At 44.2% G+C, this 18,803-nt stretch carries 15 protein-coding genes; 8 read left to right on the forward strand and 7 right to left on the reverse strand.

Going from position 1 to position 18,803, the window contains the following annotated elements; translation table 11 throughout:
- Positions 1 to 246 precede the first annotated feature (246 nt).
- Both AB4351_RS03940 and AB4351_RS03945 read left to right on the forward strand, forming a co-directional pair.
- Entirely contained in the window at positions 247 to 1,995 is a 1,749-nt protein-coding gene (locus tag AB4351_RS03940; RefSeq protein WP_372125106.1) for a formate--tetrahydrofolate ligase, read from the forward strand.
- A gap of 237 nt (positions 1,996 to 2,232) precedes the next feature.
- Positions 2,233 to 4,137 carry a diguanylate cyclase gene (locus AB4351_RS03945; RefSeq protein WP_372125107.1) on the forward strand — a complete coding sequence of 635 codons (1,905 nt, stop codon included), beginning with the start codon at positions 2,233 to 2,235 and terminating at the stop codon, positions 4,135 to 4,137.
- A 63-nt stretch (positions 4,138 to 4,200) separates the two neighbouring features.
- On the opposite strand, the gene AB4351_RS03950 is transcribed toward AB4351_RS03945, so the two are convergent.
- Entirely contained in the window at positions 4,201 to 4,806 is a 606-nt protein-coding gene (locus AB4351_RS03950) for a beta-phosphoglucomutase family hydrolase (RefSeq protein WP_017069882.1), read from the reverse strand.
- A gap of 87 nt (positions 4,807 to 4,893) precedes the next feature.
- On the opposite strand from AB4351_RS03950, the gene arfB reads away from it, so the two are divergent.
- Complete coding sequence (gene arfB / locus AB4351_RS03955; protein ID WP_017059842.1) at positions 4,894 to 5,304, forward strand: alternative ribosome rescue aminoacyl-tRNA hydrolase ArfB; 411 nt, start codon at positions 4,894 to 4,896, stop codon at positions 5,302 to 5,304.
- 93 nt (positions 5,305 to 5,397) lie between these two features.
- On the opposite strand, the gene AB4351_RS03960 is transcribed toward arfB, so the two are convergent.
- The gene (locus AB4351_RS03960) at positions 5,398 to 5,715 is read right to left on the reverse strand and encodes a helix-turn-helix transcriptional regulator (RefSeq protein ID WP_372125110.1); all 318 of its coding nucleotides are present in this window, start codon (positions 5,713 to 5,715) and stop codon (positions 5,398 to 5,400) included.
- Between the two features lie 200 nt (positions 5,716 to 5,915).
- Between AB4351_RS03960 and AB4351_RS03965 the strand changes: the two genes are divergently transcribed.
- Positions 5,916 to 6,242: a hypothetical protein gene (locus AB4351_RS03965; protein WP_372125111.1), complete on the forward strand. Its 327-nt coding sequence runs from the start codon at positions 5,916 to 5,918 to the stop codon at positions 6,240 to 6,242.
- Between the two features lie 100 nt (positions 6,243 to 6,342).
- Here the strand turns inward: AB4351_RS03965 and AB4351_RS03970 are convergent, their stop codons facing one another.
- From AB4351_RS03970 to AB4351_RS03980, 3 genes are all read right to left on the reverse strand, one after another.
- Positions 6,343 to 7,404, reverse strand: coding sequence for a trypsin-like serine protease (locus tag AB4351_RS03970; protein WP_372125113.1), 1,062 nt, complete (start codon positions 7,402 to 7,404; stop codon positions 6,343 to 6,345).
- Between the two features lie 279 nt (positions 7,405 to 7,683).
- Entirely contained in the window at positions 7,684 to 8,817 is a 1,134-nt protein-coding gene (gene gcvT, locus AB4351_RS03975; RefSeq protein ID WP_372125115.1) for a glycine cleavage system aminomethyltransferase GcvT, read from the reverse strand.
- Positions 8,818 to 9,264: 447 nt separating this feature from the next.
- Complete coding sequence (locus tag AB4351_RS03980) at positions 9,265 to 9,888, reverse strand: helix-turn-helix domain-containing protein (protein ID WP_017059847.1); 624 nt, start codon at positions 9,886 to 9,888, stop codon at positions 9,265 to 9,267.
- A 440-nt stretch (positions 9,889 to 10,328) separates the two neighbouring features.
- Here AB4351_RS03980 and AB4351_RS03985 point away from each other — a divergent pair, with 440 nt between their 5' ends.
- The 3 genes from AB4351_RS03985 to gcvP all read left to right on the forward strand — a co-directional run bounded on the left by AB4351_RS03985 (position 10,329) and on the right by gcvP (position 15,022).
- Positions 10,329 to 11,621: a serine hydroxymethyltransferase gene (locus tag AB4351_RS03985; protein WP_017064653.1), complete on the forward strand. Its 1,293-nt coding sequence runs from the start codon at positions 10,329 to 10,331 to the stop codon at positions 11,619 to 11,621.
- A gap of 51 nt (positions 11,622 to 11,672) precedes the next feature.
- The gene (gene gcvH / locus AB4351_RS03990) at positions 11,673 to 12,053 is read left to right on the forward strand and encodes a glycine cleavage system protein GcvH (protein ID WP_017064654.1); all 381 of its coding nucleotides are present in this window, start codon (positions 11,673 to 11,675) and stop codon (positions 12,051 to 12,053) included.
- An 89-nt stretch (positions 12,054 to 12,142) separates the two neighbouring features.
- Entirely contained in the window at positions 12,143 to 15,022 is a 2,880-nt protein-coding gene (gcvP, locus tag AB4351_RS03995) for an aminomethyl-transferring glycine dehydrogenase (protein ID WP_372125117.1), read from the forward strand.
- 145 nt (positions 15,023 to 15,167) lie between these two features.
- Here gcvP and AB4351_RS04000 read toward each other — a convergent pair whose 3' ends face one another.
- Positions 15,168 to 16,001: an alpha/beta fold hydrolase gene (locus AB4351_RS04000; RefSeq protein ID WP_017071757.1), complete on the reverse strand. Its 834-nt coding sequence runs from the start codon at positions 15,999 to 16,001 to the stop codon at positions 15,168 to 15,170.
- Positions 16,002 to 16,461: 460 nt separating this feature from the next.
- On the opposite strand from AB4351_RS04000, the gene AB4351_RS04005 reads away from it, so the two are divergent.
- Positions 16,462 to 17,844, forward strand: coding sequence for an MATE family efflux transporter (locus tag AB4351_RS04005; RefSeq protein ID WP_372125119.1), 1,383 nt, complete (start codon positions 16,462 to 16,464; stop codon positions 17,842 to 17,844).
- Positions 17,845 to 17,941: 97 nt separating this feature from the next.
- On the opposite strand, the gene AB4351_RS04010 is transcribed toward AB4351_RS04005, so the two are convergent.
- Complete coding sequence (locus AB4351_RS04010; RefSeq protein WP_372125121.1) at positions 17,942 to 18,502, reverse strand: type II secretion system protein; 561 nt, start codon at positions 18,500 to 18,502, stop codon at positions 17,942 to 17,944.
- Between the last annotated feature and the right edge of the window lie 301 nt (positions 18,503 to 18,803).

Here is an 18,803-nt window from a genome sequence, read left to right on the forward strand (position 1 = left end):
TACCCATTCCTTGAAGGGCTGCTATATGCAGCCCTTTTTGTATTCAACACCAATATAACGGCAGCTGAAGTTAATCATATCGAATATTTTGCTCGTTTAAGATTTGATCTCGCGCAATGACTCTTTAGATCTGTTATCTTCCAGCACATAATTCGTGTGGTTTGCCTTTACTTGGCAAATTTATACAGTACTATCGCCACGCAAACGTTTACGTACCACCTTTCGGTTCTGATATAAGGATCAAATATGCTGTCTGATATTGATATTTGTCGCTCTACTCCCCTTAAAAACATCAGTGAGGTTGCCAAGCAAGCTGGCCTGCACCACAACGAACATCAGCCATTAGGGCAATTCAAATCTAAAGTGTCTCTCACATCACTTGAACGCCTCGCCAACCAACAAGATGGTAAGTTAGTCGTAGTCACGGCGATCACACCGACACCTCTTGGTGAAGGCAAAACCGTCACTACTATCGGATTAGCACAAGGCCTCGCAAAGATTAACCAATCTGCAATGGCCTGCATTCGTCAGCCTTCAATGGGCCCGGTATTTGGTGTAAAAGGCGGCGCAGCGGGCGGTGGTTACTCTCAAGTTGCCCCTATGGAACAATTAAACCTGCATCTCACGGGCGATATTCATGCTGTTACGGCCGCTCACAACCTCGCCTCCGCCGCCATTGATGCACGTTTGTATCATGAACAGCGTGAAGGGTTAGACGCCTTTGAAACGCGCTCAGGCTTAAAAGCACTGAATATCGACCCAAGTAGAATCGTTTGGCGACGTGTACTTGACCATAATGATCGCGCATTACGCATGATCACGGTTGGCAAGAACGAAGCAGACAAAACAATTAACGGCTTTGAGCGAGAAGATGGATTTGATATCTCAGCCGCTTCTGAACTAATGGCCATTCTTGCTCTAGCCAATGACCTTCAAGATTTGAGAAAGCGCATCGGACGAGTGGTACTTGCTTACAACAAACAAGGCTTGCCGCTAATCGCAGATGACTTCAACGTTGCAGGCGCAATGACCGTAACCATGAAGGATTCTATTGAACCAACATTGATGCAAACCCTTGAAGGCGTCCCTACCCTAATTCACGCCGGGCCTTTCGCGAACATCGCACATGGTAACTCTTCAATTATTGCCGATAAGATAGCGTTAAAACTGAGTGACTTTGTTGTGACCGAAGGTGGTTTTGGCTCAGACATGGGTTTTGAGAAAGCATGCAACATAAAAGCGAAAGCGTCGAACAAAAAGCCCGATTGCGCTGTGGTTGTTGCAACATTACGTGGATTAAAGGCCAACTCTGGTTTATACGATTTGAGACCGGGCACTCCATTACCAGATTCAATTTTTAATGATGACCAAGACGCGCTAATTGCAGGCTTTGAGAACCTAAAATGGCACATCAACAACGTTAAGCAATACCAAGTGCCTACAGTTGTTGCGATTAACCGATTCCCACAAGACTCAGCGCAAGAGCTCGATGCTTTGAAGCAGATGATCACCGACTTCGATCCAAGCGTTAGCGTTGAAGTAAGCGAAGCATTTGGTCAAGGTGGCGAAGGGGCAACTCAACTGGCTCACGCTGTAGTAAAAGCTTGCCAAAAACAGAGTGAATTTAAGCCTTTGTATCACTCAGAGCAAGGCCTAGAAGAAAAGCTGATGGCAGTTGCTGAAGTTGGCTATGGCGCGGCAAGTATTTCGCTATCTCCACTGGCTAAAAAACAGCTGGCTGAATTCAAACTTCATGGCTATAGCGACCTATCGGTTTGTTTGGCAAAAACACCACTATCAATCTCGACAGAAGCACACATTAAAGGTGCACCAACCCAATTTGACGTGCCTGTTAGAGAACTAAAATTGTGTGCTGGTGCTGGCTTTATTTACGCGTTGTGCGGCAATCTGATGACCATGCCAGGCTTGCCTGACAAACCGGCATTCATGTCGTTAGATATTGATAGTAATGGAAATATCGTTGGCCTAAGCTAGCTGCCCTTAGTTAGATAATCGGCAATTAATCGCGATTAATTTAGCTTAGGTTTCGGAGCAGTGTTCTATATTGAGTAATCATTTACTAACGAAGTGATTGCTCAACAATCAAGCTTAAATGCAAAAAGTTGCACTTAAATCGTAGTTATATGCGAATCTTGTCTTAACTTCTCGGTCAAGATCACATTAAAAACCCTATAAAATATATAGTATTGCGCTGATTCTTTGAGGACAGTGATGAATACAAGTATAAAAAAACTAGTCAGCCAATTTCTATGTACCATCTTTGCCCTAGGACTAGTCCCTGCCCTCTACATCAATTCTGAACTTGACAGAATTGATGCTCAGCACACTCTAAATATTAAGCAGTCTAGCCAAAATCAAATCGAATACAGCTTTCATGAACTCGCTGTTATTGTTGAGCAAATCTCTAACTCTGTTCCTTCAATCGCCGACTCTCAAACACTACTCCGAGCGATTCGAGAACCTTCTATTATCCATAAAGAAACCCTGCAAGATCTTTGGGTGATGTTAGCTCGTGGCCAAAAATACTATTCTCAGCTTCGTTACCTCGATCTAGCTGGCAACGAAGTGTTTCGCGTTAATTATAAAGACAATCAAGCAATCGTGGTTCCAGATAGTGAACTGCAGAACAAGTCTTCGCGTGATTACTATGAGGTACTACAGCAATTAAAGATTGGTGAGATTAGCTCTCGCGGTATTGATCTTGAAGTCGAAAACGGAGAGATCGTTCGCCCTTTGATTCCAGCACTACGCATTATGACGCCAGTCGCTGAAAACAACCGCATTATTGGTTACTTCATCGCAAACCTGAACATGCTTGAGATTTATAAGCGCCTTCACTATCAAATTGGTGCATCTTCTGCTGTTCCTATTATTCTCAACAAAACCGGACACATAATCATGGGGCCGGATCCTACGGAATCTTTCGGACATGTAATTGAATCACGTTCAGAGCAGACTTACGCAAAGTTATACCCTGAGCTTTGGACTGCGATTCAAGACAAGACATCTTCGAGCTATTTCGATGGTGAGAACTGGTATTTTCATTCCGACATCAGCCCTAAAATCAAACAGTTTGAAAGCCCTATTTACATGGTTCTTCACATTGAAAATCAGCAGTTCAGCAGTCAATACCGACAAGAAAAACAAGCGATCGTCGTTCAGATCATCACCTTGTCTTTCTTGATTTCGATGATCTCCGCTGGCTTCGTATTGTGGAACAGCAACCACAAGAAGAACAGTATCGAGAGCCAACTTGCTAAGGCCGCAATGAATGGCATGTCTGCCTTGGTGATTACCGACAGAAACAACCGAATCATCAAAGTAAACCAAGAGTTCACCCGTGTGAGTGGCTACGAGTTAGAAGACGTAAAAGGCCGCCAACCGTCCATGTTTGCCTCTGGTCGCTACAACGAAGAGTTCTACATCAAGATGTGGAGCATCATCAAAGAGAAAGGCATGTGGGAAGGCGAAGTGGTTAATCGTCGTAAAGACGGGTCTTTGATCACGGAAATATTGCGAATCCAAACCATTAAAGACTCGAAAGACGTGATTCAGTTTTATGTCGCTTCATTTGTGGATATAAGTAAACACAAAGAGCTAGAAAACAAACTGAGAAACCTGAGTGAAAAAGATGCCTTAGCTGGGTGTTGGAACCGCCGTAAATTCGATCTTGAGCTGCGAGATGAGTGCTCTCGTGTTAATCGTTACCCTACTCGCGAACAGTCTTGTTTAGCGATTTTGGACATAGACCACTTCAAACGCATCAACGACAGATTTGGTCACGATTATGGAGATCGCGTCATTCAAACCGTTGCTCAAGTATTACAACGAGAGTGCCGAGAAACTGATTTTGTGGCTCGTATTGGTGGCGAAGAGTTTGGCGTTATTCTGCCTCATACCACAACAGAAGAAGCTGAGTATGTACTTAACAGATTGAGAATCGCAGTCAGTATTGAGCTCGATAACGTGGTGACGGTCAGTGGTGGAATTACCAACCTGACCAACGACCCTGCTCTTAACTACAAGTGCGCCGATTTAGCACTTTATGAAGCCAAAGCAGCAGGTCGAAACAGTGTGTGCCTGTTCCTAGACAGCGAAATGAGCGAAATCGCCTAACAGAAAATCAGTATTGTTCCGCTAGGCTATTAGTTTGGCGGTTTAACAACCCAATCCTTGCAATCAGCTTGGTGCAGGATAGAACTCTAGTTTGTTCCCCTCTACCACTAGAATACAATCCATGTTCGCAGCATGAGCAGCCTGCTTACCTAGGTTCGTATCTTCAAACACAACACACTGCTTTGGCTGCAAACCCATACCAAAACACGCATCTAAGAAAGTATCCGGATTTGGTTTGTGATTCTTAACGTCTGTTGCTGTCACGAGAATATCGAGCTTACTCAAGATCTCTGTCTTATCCAGTAACTGTTCGGCACTTTTACGTTGACTGCCCGTTCCGACTGCAATCTTCTTGTTACCCAGATGCTCTAACAACAGAGAGTGAGTACAAGGGATAACGTCTCCTTTGTCTTCGATAGCCGCAAACGACGCCATTTTAAACGTAGAAACCGCTTGTGGGTCGAGCGATAAACCGTATTTGCTGTTCACCTCACCGGCTATCTTATAACTCGGCATGCCACCTAAGCTATGCAGCCAAGACGCTTCAAAATGAAAGCCAAACTCTTCAGCCGTTCGCTCCCACGCCTTTACATGTGCAGGCATTGTATCGATCAACGTACCGTCCATATCAAAGATTAATCCTTCATATGCCGTTAAATCTATTTTCATCACTACTACCACTCTTAAATAAAGTTACTGATACCATAACCAATATTCAGTATCATGGCGCCATATTACCGTTCAAAATGGATGTTTATGTTACAAATATCTAACTCTGTTTCGATTCAAGACTGGGAACTCCAGTTAACAGCGATCAGAGCACAAGGAGCCGGCGGTCAGAACGTCAATAAAGTATCGAGCGCGATACATTTACGTTTTGATATCAAGCACTCTACCCTACCTGACTTCTATAAAGAAAAGCTCCTCGCACACAAAGATAGCCGCATCACCAAAGACGGTGTGATTATCATTAAAGCGCAACAGTATAGAACTCAGGAACAAAACCGAGATGATGCTTTAGTGCGCTTGAAAGAATTGATCTTGGAAGCGACAAAGGTTCAAAAAGTAAGACGAGCAACTAAGCCGACGCGTGGCTCTCAGAAAAGACGTTTAGAAAGCAAAAAACAAAGAAGCACCACCAAACAGCTGCGTGGAAGAGTGAGCTGATGGCTTCATGCCCTCAGAGAACACATTACCCTAGAAGTATCTGTCAATTTGACTAACGAATCGATCTATTACGCTGTTTATTTGAAAGAAAGACTACTGCTTCTTTTTGACCGACAAAATCAGCTTGATCAACAACAGGCGCTCTTCGCTGGTCAGCAGACGACTGACCGAAGCTACATCTTCCGCTGTTACTTGTGATGCGCCAACAATATCAAGCACCACATCCAAATCCGTCACTTTTAAGGTTCTAGTGATTGAACGATACTGAGACATCTTGATGTCCGCCTCTCCGCGTTCAATCCTTTGATAGGTTTTTAAGCTCATTCCTGCACTCGAGGCTAACTTTTCTTGAGACAAGTTGGCTTGTTTCCTACGCTCAATCAGCGCCAATATTATGGGTTCTTGTGACATAAGCTCATCCTCAAAAGACAGTTATGTCCTAAATTCAGCAAGAAGCAGACCATATTGACTTGTGATGGTTTACATAAGCCATCAAAGGCATATTATTCGCTTGATAAAACCGTTACGTTTCATAAACCTTCACACTGATATCAGTTGTGAACGTACAGGCTAGGTAACTTGAGTATTCAAGTGTTGGGAAATAATAAAAATTGCATATTGCGAATAAGAAAGACGTCAAATTGGAAATTGCGAATCGTTATAAAGTGGCATTTCCTTGCATTAAGCACGCATTAGAAACGGACAATACCCGCTCAGAAATTATCGCAGTGCAGCATAGGCTACTGACTTACAAAGAAGTGCTGTTGCACGGAAGTATGTTGGAAGAGAAAGAATTGAAGCAGGCCTTTTCTGCATTGAACGAAAATGAAAAAGGTGTGGCTCAAGGTGGGATTAAAAGCATCAATGCTGCGATAAAAGAGATGGATGAGATTCTAGAAAGATACAGCCGTAAAGCGGTTATCGAGCTGAGTAACTAGTTCTACAAGCAACTAACCAACTGCACACCTGCAAAAGTAAAAAATAAAAAGTCGACGCTATCTTTAAATAAAGCGTCGACTTGTTCAAAACATTGAAGATCTAACGTTTAACTGCTTTTCTAACACCAGCAATCAACATCAGCATCCCTAGCAAACCAAATGAAATACCTCCGCCACTGCTACCAGAGCCAGTTGACGCACTTGTCCCAGCAACAGCAACTCGTTTTGCCTCTGTCGCGGTAAACTGGACAGTTTCCGTGCTATCATTTACCCCTTTAGTTACATCCGTAATCCAATCTTTATAATCATATACCTCTGTAAATACAGATGTTACGCCGATGTCATCACCGCAAGTAGTCGGCCCAAAACTCGTTATACCGACCTGTTCATATGTAGAGCCATTTTTCCAAAACACCGGACCACCAGAATCGCCTTGGCATGTACCCCCGTATAAGCCATTATTCGGTCCGTTACCGTTGAAACAAATTTGTTTATCAGTGACTAACGGACCGAAAACAGCTTTACAATTAAGAGTATCAACATATGTCAGGTCAACTTGTTGTAGCAATGTCGTACCATCAACATCAGTCTCGATGTCACCATGGCCAACTGCAACGAAATCATTCGCAGCATTAAGGTATGTATCAAATTGAGGGATAACAGTTTCAGCTGAGGATTGAAGGTTAAGAGAAGCTTCTAACTTTAAAATCGCAATATCATTTCTTAATAGTTGATTGATACTGTTTGAATAATCCGTTCGATAATACACCTCAGATACTCGTACTTTCTGGATGCTACCGTTAGGGAATAGAGAAGTATCTTCCAATTGAGGAACAACTACCGTGAAAAGTTGAGCATTCTCATCACCATAAATACAGTGTGCAGCAGTCAGTACATGATAGTTATCTAAAATTGTCGCACCACAGTAAGGGCCTGTTGAGTAAACACCGTCATAATCAATACGATCAATGAACAAGCTTGCCATCGAAGGAAATTCCGTGACTGAAGCGTCGCTACCATTCACAATATAGGGTGTTACACCCAAATCAGGAGTACTTTCGTCCGTGTTTTCCGTTGCTATAACACTTGATGTGTAAATTAATGGCGTTAAAAGCCCTAAAACGGCTTTACGAACCGGACTCATTGTATGGTTTACGTTCATAGTTAACTCCTTGTAACCCCTACTACTTATTTACAAAAATGATGAATCGTCACCATAACACGTCACAATCGTGATTATAGTAAGTATTTGTAACGATATCGCCACATATCTCATTTTATAAACGAATTTTAAGTAACCGTTGTTAGTGGGTAACGTTAAAAGCAATACGTTACCAAAGACATACGCTACCAAAATCAAAAAAGCCTACCGTTAGGCTTCCCAATAAAGAGAAGCAAACAATAGGCTTTCATTTAGCTTAGTGGTTTCTCTTAAAAGAGATTAGCCACGATAGTAACGCTGAGGTACGAATGGCATTTTTTCTACTGTCATTGGTAGCTTCTTGCCACGAACTTCAGCGAATACTTCAGTGCCAATAACCGCTAGGTCAGTACGAACGTAAGCCATAGAAACAGGCTTGCCCGCGTTAGGACCCGCAGTACCACTTGTTACAACGCCAATCTTGTTGTCTTCAGCATCGAACAGCTCAGCGCCTTCACGTACTGGTGCTTTAGTCTGACCAACAAGACCAACACGCTTGCGTTGAACGTCTTTAGTCGCGATTTGCTCAAGGATGATATCAGCGCCAGGGAAACCGCCTGCACGTTCACCGTCAGTACGACGCACTTTTTGGATACCCCATAAAAGGCTAGCTTCTACCGGCGTTGTTGTTGTATCTAGATCGTGACCGTACAGACATAGACCACACTCAAGACGAAGTGAGTCACGAGCACCAAGGCCAATCCACTCTACTTCTGCTTCTGATGTTAGTTTACGAGCAAGTGCTTCAGCGTGATCGTTCGGTACTGAGATTTCGTAGCCATCTTCACCGGTATAACCACTGCGGCTTACGATGCACTCTACGCCTTCGATATCGACTTTTTGAACATCCATGAACAGCATGTCTGCAACGCTTGGTTGGAAACGAGCCAGAACTTCAGACGCTTTCGGACCTTGAAGTGCTAATAGAGCGCGGTCATCAATCACTTCCATTTTTACGTCTGCAGGAAGGTGAGCCGTTAGGTGGTCGATATCTTGTGTTTTACACGCCGCGTTCACAACAACAAATAGGTGATCGCCAAGGTTAGCAACCATAAGATCATCCATGATGCCGCCCTGTTCATTAGTAAAGAAGGCGTAGCGCTGCTTACCAGAAGGCAGGTCGATAATATCTACTGGAACCAGAGATTCTAAAACAGCGGCTGCATTTTCACCGTGTAGACGCAGTTGCCCCATGTGAGAAACATCAAAAAGACCAGCAGCGTCACGAGTGTGTAAGTGCTCTTTCTTTACACCTAGTAGATACTGAACTGGCATGTCGTAGCCAGCAAAAGGAACCATTTTTGCGCCGACTTCAACGTGAAGTGCATGCAGAGGTGTTTTTAGTAGGTCTTGATTAGCGTGTTCTTGAGTCATTTTATTCTCCATGAAGCGTTGCAGGCTTTCCAAATCGAATCTGCCGCTTATATCTCTATTTAGAGTCGCCTCTAACGATATGGGTTAACGTTAGAAACAGTAGATAGTAAAAAGTGATGTCTTCTATATAGGCTTTTATTACTAGCGATATAAAAAGAGGCTTCTGTATAAAAGCTATACGACTCACTTTCTAAGAATTCACTTCAGTAAACTTCAATCAACATGAGTAAACCGTGTTCACTATAGTAAACAAGCCTGAGTCAGTTTTACACCCTTAACAAGATTAAAACAGCTCAAAATGTGATATTTAACAATTTAAAAACAACTTTCAGTCGCATACAAAAACGCGATATTGATGCTTTTCACACCAACATCGCGTCTTTTGGCAAACGTTAGAAACAAAAGCAAACGTTTGCATTCACTATAAGAAATTCTAACTTTGTTAACTTATTTTGCAGTCACCCACAAAATCAGTGCATCTTCTGTACTAGTAGAAATCAACATATGCCCCATGTTGGCGTCGTAATACATGCTGTCACCTTCGCTCATGGGTACCGGCTCATAGAATTCTGAGTAGAACATCACATCACCAGAGATCACCATCAAGAACTCCTCACCATCGTGGCGAACCCAATCGTTATACTCTTCAAAGGTGCGTGCTCTCACTCGGCTCTTGAACGGCATCATCTTCTTATTCGAAAGTTCTGTCGCGAGCAGTTCATGCTCGTAAGTCGGAGTTGGGTGAGGTTTGCCCTGACCTGCTTTAGTTAAGTCACGACGTCCTGTGGCAACCTTTTTTCTTGGTGGCTCAAAGAGTTGCGGCATATCAATTTGCAAACCCATAGCCAATTTCTGCATCGCTTGGAACGTCGGTGAGATTTGTTCGTTCTCGATTTTACTCAGCGTAGAGCGCGCCAAACCAGTACGTTGGCTCGCCTCTTCTAACGTAATGCCCAGCTTGCTGCGGATATCTTTAATACGCTGACCGAGCCTAAGTGGTTCGATATTCTGATCTAACGTCTCTTTCGCCAACGTTAAAGATGGGTACTCATCATAAATGTCTTCTGACATAGGTCCCTCATTCATTTCTTACTTCCTGTCTATTGATTTCATTGTTGCATGAAGCGCTTTGTTGATTAAAGAGCACACAGGGAAATAAAGCGTGCTCCCTGTAGCAAAACGAGAAAATCTGTTTCCTATTGGAAATTTTTGTTGAAAATTGATTTTATCGGAGCTATGTTATCGACTTGTTAGATGAAGAGATGCTACTTCAGCTTGCAGCAAGTGATAGATTTAACATTTGTAAGAGCTGTTTTTTACCCGAAATTTTTGGGAACCAATTCGTGCTGCATTGACCCTACAACGATCGCTTTGACGCTATGGTCGTATAAATAAGAAGCAACGCACTATTTATACACCTATATAACGCAAACGATACCGATGCAGAAATCAACGTAAGACCTAATGGACTATAAAAACAATCACCATTAGCTTAATGAAAGGTCTCGACAATGAACGCTTATCAAAACCATAGCTTAGACAGTTTTTTCTCTACGAACCTATCTGCGACTGACGACGCAGTATTTGCTGGAATCCAAGCAGAGAACACTCGTCAAAACGAACAAATCGAACTTATTGCTTCTGAGAACATCGTTTCTAAAGCAGTAATGCAAGCTCAAGGCACTTGCCTTACCAACAAATACGCAGAAGGCTACCCAGGTCGTCGTTACTACGGTGGTTGTGAGCACGTAGATACAGTAGAAGCTATTGCAATCGAACGCGCTAAGCAGCTGTTCAAATGTGAATACGTAAACGTACAGCCTCACTCTGGCGCTCAAGCGAACGGCGCAGTTAAACTTGCCCTACTTCAACCTGGCGACACTATCCTAGGTATGTCTCTAGACGCTGGTGGTCACCTTACACACGGTGCGCGCCCTGCAATGTCTGGTAAGTGGTTCAACGCAGTTCAATATGGCGTAGACCGCGACACACTTGAAATCGATTACGAAGCGGTTCGCGCTTTAGCAATTGAAAGCCAACCTAAAATGATTATTGCTGGTGGTAGTGCTATCCCACGCGTTATTGATTTCGCTAAGTTCCGAGAAATCGCTGACGAAGTTGGCGCTATCCTAATGGTCGATATGGCACACATCGCGGGTCTTATCGCGACAGGTGCTCACCCTAGCCCACTACCACACGCACACGTTGTGACTACAACAACGCACAAAACACTTCGTGGCCCACGCGGCGGCATGATTCTGACTAACCACGAAGACATCAACAAAAAGATCAACTCTGCAGTGTTCCCTGGCCTTCAAGGTGGCCCATTAATGCACGTTATCGCGGCTAAAGCAGTGGCGTTTGGCGAGGCACTTGGCCCAGAATTTAATACTTATATTGATTCAGTGATCGACAACGCAAAAGTTCTTGCTGAAGTGTTGCAAACTCGCGGTTGTGACATTGTGACTGGCGGAACAGACACGCACCTAATGCTGGTTGACCTTCGTCCTAAGGGCTTGAAAGGTAACGTAACTGAAGAAGCATTAGAGCGTGCAGGGATCACATGTAACAAAAATGGCATACCATTCGACTCAGAGAAGCCTATGATTACCTCTGGCATTCGTTTAGGTACGCCAGCTGGAACCAGTCGTGGTTTTGGCACTGAAGAATTCAAACTTATCGGTGAATGGATCGGCGATGTTCTTGACGGCTTAGTTGAAAGCCCTGAAGGCAACGCTGAAGTTGAGCAACGTGTTCGCAAGCAAGTTAAAGAGCTTTGCAAACGCTTCCCTCTTTACCGTTAAACCGTTTTTAAGATTTAAATTAAAACCTCATAAATTTTTGGAGAATAAGCAATGGACAATACACTAAAGTTTGCAGACAGCCACGAGTGGGTAAAAGACAACGGTGACGGTACTGTGACTATCGGTATTTCTGAGCACGCTCAAGAGATGCTAGGTGACGTTGTGTTTGTTGACCTGCCTGACACTGACGACGAAATTGAAGCTGGCGAAAGCTTCTCTCTAGTTGAATCAGTGAAAGCTGCTTCTGATATCTACGCACCAATCTCTGGCGAAATCGTAGAAATCAACGAAGAATTAGAAGATAGCCCAGAGCTAATCAACGAAGAACCTTATGAAGGTGGTTGGATTGTTAAAGTGAAGATGTCTGATGCGTCTGAACTAAACAACCTTAAAGATGCGGAAGAATACCTAAGCTCTATCGAAGAAGACTAATAGGTAACCTCATTACGATAAAGCTGCTCTTTTGAGCAGCTTAATTTTAGGGGCTAGCTCACGGCTCCAGAGAGAAAGTAGAACATATCATGACTGAATTACTTCAAAGCCAATTACTGAAAGACTTGGGTACGCAAAACGAGTTTGTTGCTCGTCATAACGGCCCTAATAAAGCAGACCAGCAAAAAATGCTTGAAGCGATCAACGCGACTAGCTTAGAAGCACTGATCGACGAAACGGTTCCTGCACAAATCCGTCTTGAAAAACCAATGACACTTGCTGCTCCATTGAGCGAAATGGACATGCTGACCTCTCTTAAAGAGATCGCTAACCTAAACCAAGTGAAACGTACTTTCATTGGTCAAGGCTACTACAACACATTCACTCCAAACGTTATTCTACGTAACGTTTTAGAGAACCCAGGCTGGTACACTGCTTACACACCATACCAACCAGAGATTTCTCAAGGTCGTCTTGAAGCTCTACTGAATTACCAACAAATGGTAATGGACTTAACTGGTATGGAAATCGCGAACGCGTCTCTTCTTGATGAAGCGACAGCGGCTGGCGAAGCTATGACACTGTGTAAGCGTGCAGGCAAAAGCAAGAGCAAAGTATTCTTCGTTGCTGACGATGTTCACCCTCAAACACTAGAAGTTGTTAAAACTCGTGCTGAGTACATCGGTTTTGAAGTAATGGTTGGTGCTCTTGAAACACTTCCAGAGCAAGACGTATTTGGTGCGCTTCTTCAATACCCTAGTACAACGGGTGAAGTGCGTGACCTAACAGACATCATTGCGAAAGCTCAAGCAAACAAGGCTCTTGTAACGGTTGCAACTGACCTACTTGCTTCTGCTCTACTTAAGCCAGCTGGCGAAATGGGCGCAGACGTAGTTATCGGTTCAGCGCAACGTTTCGGTGTTCCTATGGGTTACGGCGGTCCACACGCTGCATTCATGGGTACTCGTGAAAAGCATAAGCGTACAATGCCAGGTCGTGTAATCGGTGTTTCAATCGATACTCACGGTAACCAAGCACTACGTATGGCAATGCAAACTCGTGAGCAACACATCCGCCGCGAGAAAGCGACATCGAACATCTGTACAGCTCAAGCACTTCTAGCAAACATGGCGTCTTTCTACGCGGTTTACCACGGTGCAGAAGGCCTACGTACTATTGCCCGTCGTACACACCACATGACAGCTATCCTAGCGGCTGGCCTGACTAAAGCGGGTTACGAGCTAACGAACAACAGCTTCTTTGATACCATCACGATCAACTCTGAAGAGAAGACAGATGCACTGTACGCGAAAGCGCAAGCAGCAGACATCAACCTTCGTCGACTTGTTGGAAAAATCGGTATCAGCTTAGATGAAACAACAACGATCGACGACGTGAACGCACTGTTCGCTATCTTCGACGTAAAAGAAGACGTTCAAGCACTATCTTCTGACATTGCATCAAACGAGTTTGCAGCAATTCCAAAAAACTGCCGTCGTGAATCAGAGTTCCTAACTCACCCAGTATTCAACACGCACCACAGCGAAACGCAAATGATGCGTTACCTAAAACAGCTTGAGAACAAAGACTTCTCACTAACGCACGGCATGATCCCACTGGGCAGCTGTACTATGAAGCTGAACGCTGCTGCTGAGATGATCCCAGTAACATGGCCTGAGTTTGGTTCTATTCACCCATTCGCACCTCTAGAGCAAGCGGCGGGTTACACAGCGCTAGCGAAAGATCTTAAAGAGAAGCTATGTGAAATCACCGGTTACGACGATTTCTCACTACAGCCTAACTCTGGTGCATCTGGTGAATACGCGGGTTTAATCGCGATTCAACGTTACCACGCAAGCCGCGGTGAAGCTCACCGTAACGTTTGTCTGATTCCAAGCTCTGCGCACGGTACTAACCCTGCAACAGCATCAATGGTTTCAATGAAGGTAGTGGTTGTTAAGTGTGATGAAGATGGCAACATCGACATGACAGACCTAGCAGCGAAAATCGAGAAGCACAAAGAAAACCTATCAAGCATCATGATCACTTACCCTTCTACGCACGGCGTATACGAAGAGCAAGTGAAAGAAGTGTGTGAACAAGTACACGCAGCGGGCGGTCAGGTTTACCTAGACGGCGCGAACATGAACGCTCAAGTAGGTTTAACTTCGCCTGGCTTCATTGGTTCAGACGTATCCCACTTGAACCTACACAAAACATTCTGTATCCCACACGGTGGCGGCGGTCCGGGTATGGGTCCAATCGGTGTTAAATCGCACCTAGCACCTTTCCTACCAGGCCACATCGAAAATGGTGTTCAAGGTTCTGACTACGCAGTATCAGCAGCAGATTTAGGTAGTGCGTCAATCCTACCTATCTCTTGGGCTTACATCGCAATGATGGGCGAACCTGGCCTAACAGACGCGACTAAAGTAGCGATTCTGAACGCGAACTACGTGATGGAAAAACTGCGTCCTCACTACCCTGTTCTTTACCGTGGCACTAACGGCCGCGTAGCGCACGAATGTATTATCGATATTCGTCCACTTAAAGAAGACACAGGCATCAGCGAAGAAGATATTGCTAAGCGTCTAATGGACTTCGGTTTCCACGCGCCAACTATGTCTTTCCCAGTAGCTGGCACGCTAATGGTAGAGCCAACTGAATCAGAAGATTTAGAAGAGCTAGACCGTTTCTGTGAAGCGATGATCGCAATCCGTCACGAAATGGCAGCAGTGAAAAACGGTGAATGGCCACTAGACAACAACCCTCTAGTGAACGCACCGCACACACAAGTTGATCTAGCTGGCGCAGAATGGGATCGCCCTTACTCTCGTGAACTTGCTTGCTTCCCATCGAAAGCAACCAAGAACTCGAAGTACTGGCCAACAGTTAACCGTGTAGACAACGTATACGGCGACCGTAACCTAATTTGTTCTTGCCCAAGCATCGACAACTACGAAGACTAATTTTGTAGATTTTAGATAAACAAAAGCGAACCACTTGGTTCGCTTTTTTGTTTTTGGAGAATCAATCATTTCAAGCTGAGAGGTAAAGATCGCGCCAGCTAACCAACAATCCACATATAGACTTTCTATTATCGTTGTTGAATATCTAAGTTTTGGTTCTATTTGTAACGCCAGTAATAAACTTATCTACTTCCGCATAGAACTTGGCCGGATCGTTTTGCACCCAGTGGTTTGCGCCCTCAAATGAAACGTTGTCTAACGTACTAATAAACTCTTTCGCACGCTCACAACCCTCTAGGCTGTCAGCACCCCAAAAATATACTTTAGGTATGGATAAGTTTTCGAAAATTTGTCCCCAGCCAACCACGCCACGGATATCTTGAGTCGCATGTTGTCCGTAGATTTCACTGGCGGTTTGACCAAGAACCTCTGGCTCACATCTTCTAACTGACGAAAGATACTTAACACCTGCTCCGTGTCCCCAAGCCATGGGAAAACGTTTTGAGAAACCTTCTCCTTTCACCCAGTTCGCAAACTCGTCAGTGCTTAGTTCAGAATATGTATCTGCAATAATCTGGGATAGGATGATGCTTTCTTCGTGCAGTCCGCCTTCAGCATTAATGAAACCACGCACGATGCCTCTCGTGTCGTATTCACAAATCAACGTCGATGTATCGCCTCCCCAAGAGTGCCCAAGTAGAAAGCAACCATGGATGCTCAATAAGTCGAGTGCTTTCAATATTCGATTTGCTTGAGTTTCTGTTGAGTGGGATATATTCGAAGCAGGAGAATAGCCATAACCACACAGGTCGAACATGACTAAGTTGTAATTCGGTAGCCAGTCAAACACATCGGCAAAACATAAATGCGACTCACCCAACCCATGAATCAACACCAGTGTTTCCTGAGACTCTTTGATATCAGTCGACAAGCAATAAAGCTGATCACCATCGATCTCTAACCACTTTTCTATCAACACATTATCCTCACACTTCTAATCGCAGACTTTGGATTTATCTTAACGAATCCAACACGATAAGAAAGGTTAATTTGGTTAAGTTTTATAAACTTATTGACCTTACTGTAAGGGGAAGGTTTAAGGTCAACTCACGAGCTCAATATAACTAGGAAACGATTATGGGATGTTGCAATAAAGCGCCAAAAGGTGGAGCCCCTCTTGGCTTACTTTTAAAAGTCACGCTTGGAATTGGGTTATTTGTGTTTCTGCTGGCATTGTGGCAATAGGAGAGTTATCCAGCACTAGATTTGAAGCTAAGACGTGGCGGTATATATCAGAGCAACTTGAACTCAATAAATCCAATGCTTGACCCTATACGGTAAGGTGTTTATATTGTCGCCCGCCCAACGGGGCACATCCTAAAATGCACACCGGCCATCCTGCCATCATTCGTGTATTTATATTGGTGTTGTGAACTTCCATGCTAACGAAACTTCGTCCTTTTACTCGTGAATCGGGTGCGCTTATGCATCTTTCGATTCCAATCATTTTGACTCAAATAGCGACCCAAGCGATGGGGTTTGTCGATACGACAATGGCTGGCCAAGTAAGCCCTGCTGATCTTGCCGCTATTGCACTTGGCACCAGCCTTTGGATTCCTGTGTTGCTGCTACTGCGTGGTGTGATTATGGCGCTAACGCCTGTTGTCGCTTACCACCGTGGCGCACGTGACTTTCAAAGTATCTCTGTTGAATTCTTCCAGATGGTATGGCTTGCATTAATTGCTAGCGTACTGCTTATCGCTTATTTGGTGAGTGCGAAACCAATCTTAGAATGGATTGGCGTAGCCGCTGAGATCATTCCAATTGGCAGTGACTATGCGTTTGCCCTAGCCTTTGGTGTACCGGGTATTGCCCTGTTCTACACCTTGAACGGCTTCTGTGAAGGTATGAACAACACCAAAGTGCCGATGATCATTTCGGTAATTGGTTTGCTGATTAACATTCCGGTCAACTACGTGCTTATCTACGGTAAGTTTGGTTTCCCTGAAATGGGTGCTGTTGGCTGTGGCTGGGCAACGAGCTTAGTGTATTGGCTAATGTCGGGAATGCTGTATTCCTACATTAAAGGCCATCATCATTACAAAACCATCATCAGCTTTGCAGACGCTAAGCCAAAAGCAAAAGAGATGCTTCATCTTTTAAGGTTAGGTTTACCTATCGGGATGAACATTGCAGTGTGTGGCAGTATCTTTGCGGTTATCGCATTGATGATCGGCCGTATTGGTGCCGAGAATGTGGCAGCGGCGCAAATCGCTCTCAATATATCGAGCCTAACTTATGTGATCCCGATGAGTATCTCGTTTGGCATTACGATTCGTGTTGGACACGCTTTGGGTGAAAAAGATGAACTTGGCGCGATTGAGCGCAGTAAAGTCGGTATTTTGGTGGCAGCATTAATCTCGTTGCTTTCGGTAGCGATGTTCCTACTGTTCCCTGAATTAATCATTAGGCTTTACACCACTGACCCAGTAATCAGTGCAACAGCGGCAGTGTTATTGACCTTTACCGCTATGTACCAATTCAGTGATGCTCTGCAAACCTCTGCAAATGGTGCTCTGCGTGGCTATAAAGATACCAAGATCCCGATGATCTTAGCTATCGCTTCATACTGGGGCTTAGCGTTACCACTGGGTATGGTGTTGGGCTTAACAGACCACATTGTTCCTGCAATGGGCGAAGAAGGCTTTTGGATTGGTATCCTAACGGGCTTGAGCGTTTCAGCGACGCTGATGTTAATTCGCTTACGACACGTGATTAAGAAACGTGACTTGCCACCAGCAAGTGCTCCATTGGCAAACTAAGATAGGCCAATAAGCTAGTAGAAAAAAGCGCGTTATTGCTACTCGGCAATAACGCGCTTTTTTATTGAATTTCTATAAACCAGATGATGTGCTTGGTTTAACAATCATCATTTACAAGGCGGACGGTACATTCACAGCCGCCCTCAGGACATTCGCTCCCATTCGTTCGACCAAAAGAATCATAGATAACATAACAACCCGAAGGTAAGGCATCATCAGTTATGTTATTGCTGTTAAGGTCAGCTTCACTAAATGAATGAGTGTATCCAACGACAGTGTGTCGATTTCCAACAGCTGATGTTAAATCGTCATCTTCAGATAGCGTCAGAAAATCAATCATATCAAGTTTGTCACCTTTGTCGCCTTCACTTTCAGGGCAAAGCGTCCCCCAATCTACTTCAACGCGACCGATACCGAAATCGATAACATAGTCACCTTGGTCATCTGGATTTTCCGCACTAGGATCAAGCCCAACAATAATAGCTTTAGAAGTCACCTGCGTGATAACGCCTTCCATCGCACCAGCAACACCTTCAAGTACCGCTTCTCTTGCTGACTCTTGAATATTGAGGAACCTCGGGGCTGCTGTAACGGCCAATACTCCAAGTATCACGATCACAATGATTAATTCCATTAAAGTAAATCCGTTTTTCTTCATAACACCCACATCAACTGACAACTACAGATACAATTACTGAATGAACTATCAATAACTATACATCGTGATGAGATGCGGAACACCTTATGTGTCGCGTCAGAGCTGTTGTTTAGTCGATTTTTTGACCTTACGCATGGGAGGACAAAAATTAGCGCCTTGTTGTCGCTGTCTTATTTGATCGCGGTGTTTCGAATGAGCTAAATTGTCACTATATAACATAACGTCGCAGGTACATTCTTCATTTCTATTGCGCTCTATCGGAGTATCTGAATCGGCATCTCGCAATCGAGTAGGAGGAGGC

The sequence above is a fragment of the Vibrio sp. 10N.261.51.F11 genome, from assembly GCF_041471665.1.
In the GTDB taxonomy this organism is placed as follows: Bacteria; Pseudomonadota; Gammaproteobacteria; order Enterobacterales; family Vibrionaceae; genus Vibrio; species Vibrio crassostreae_C.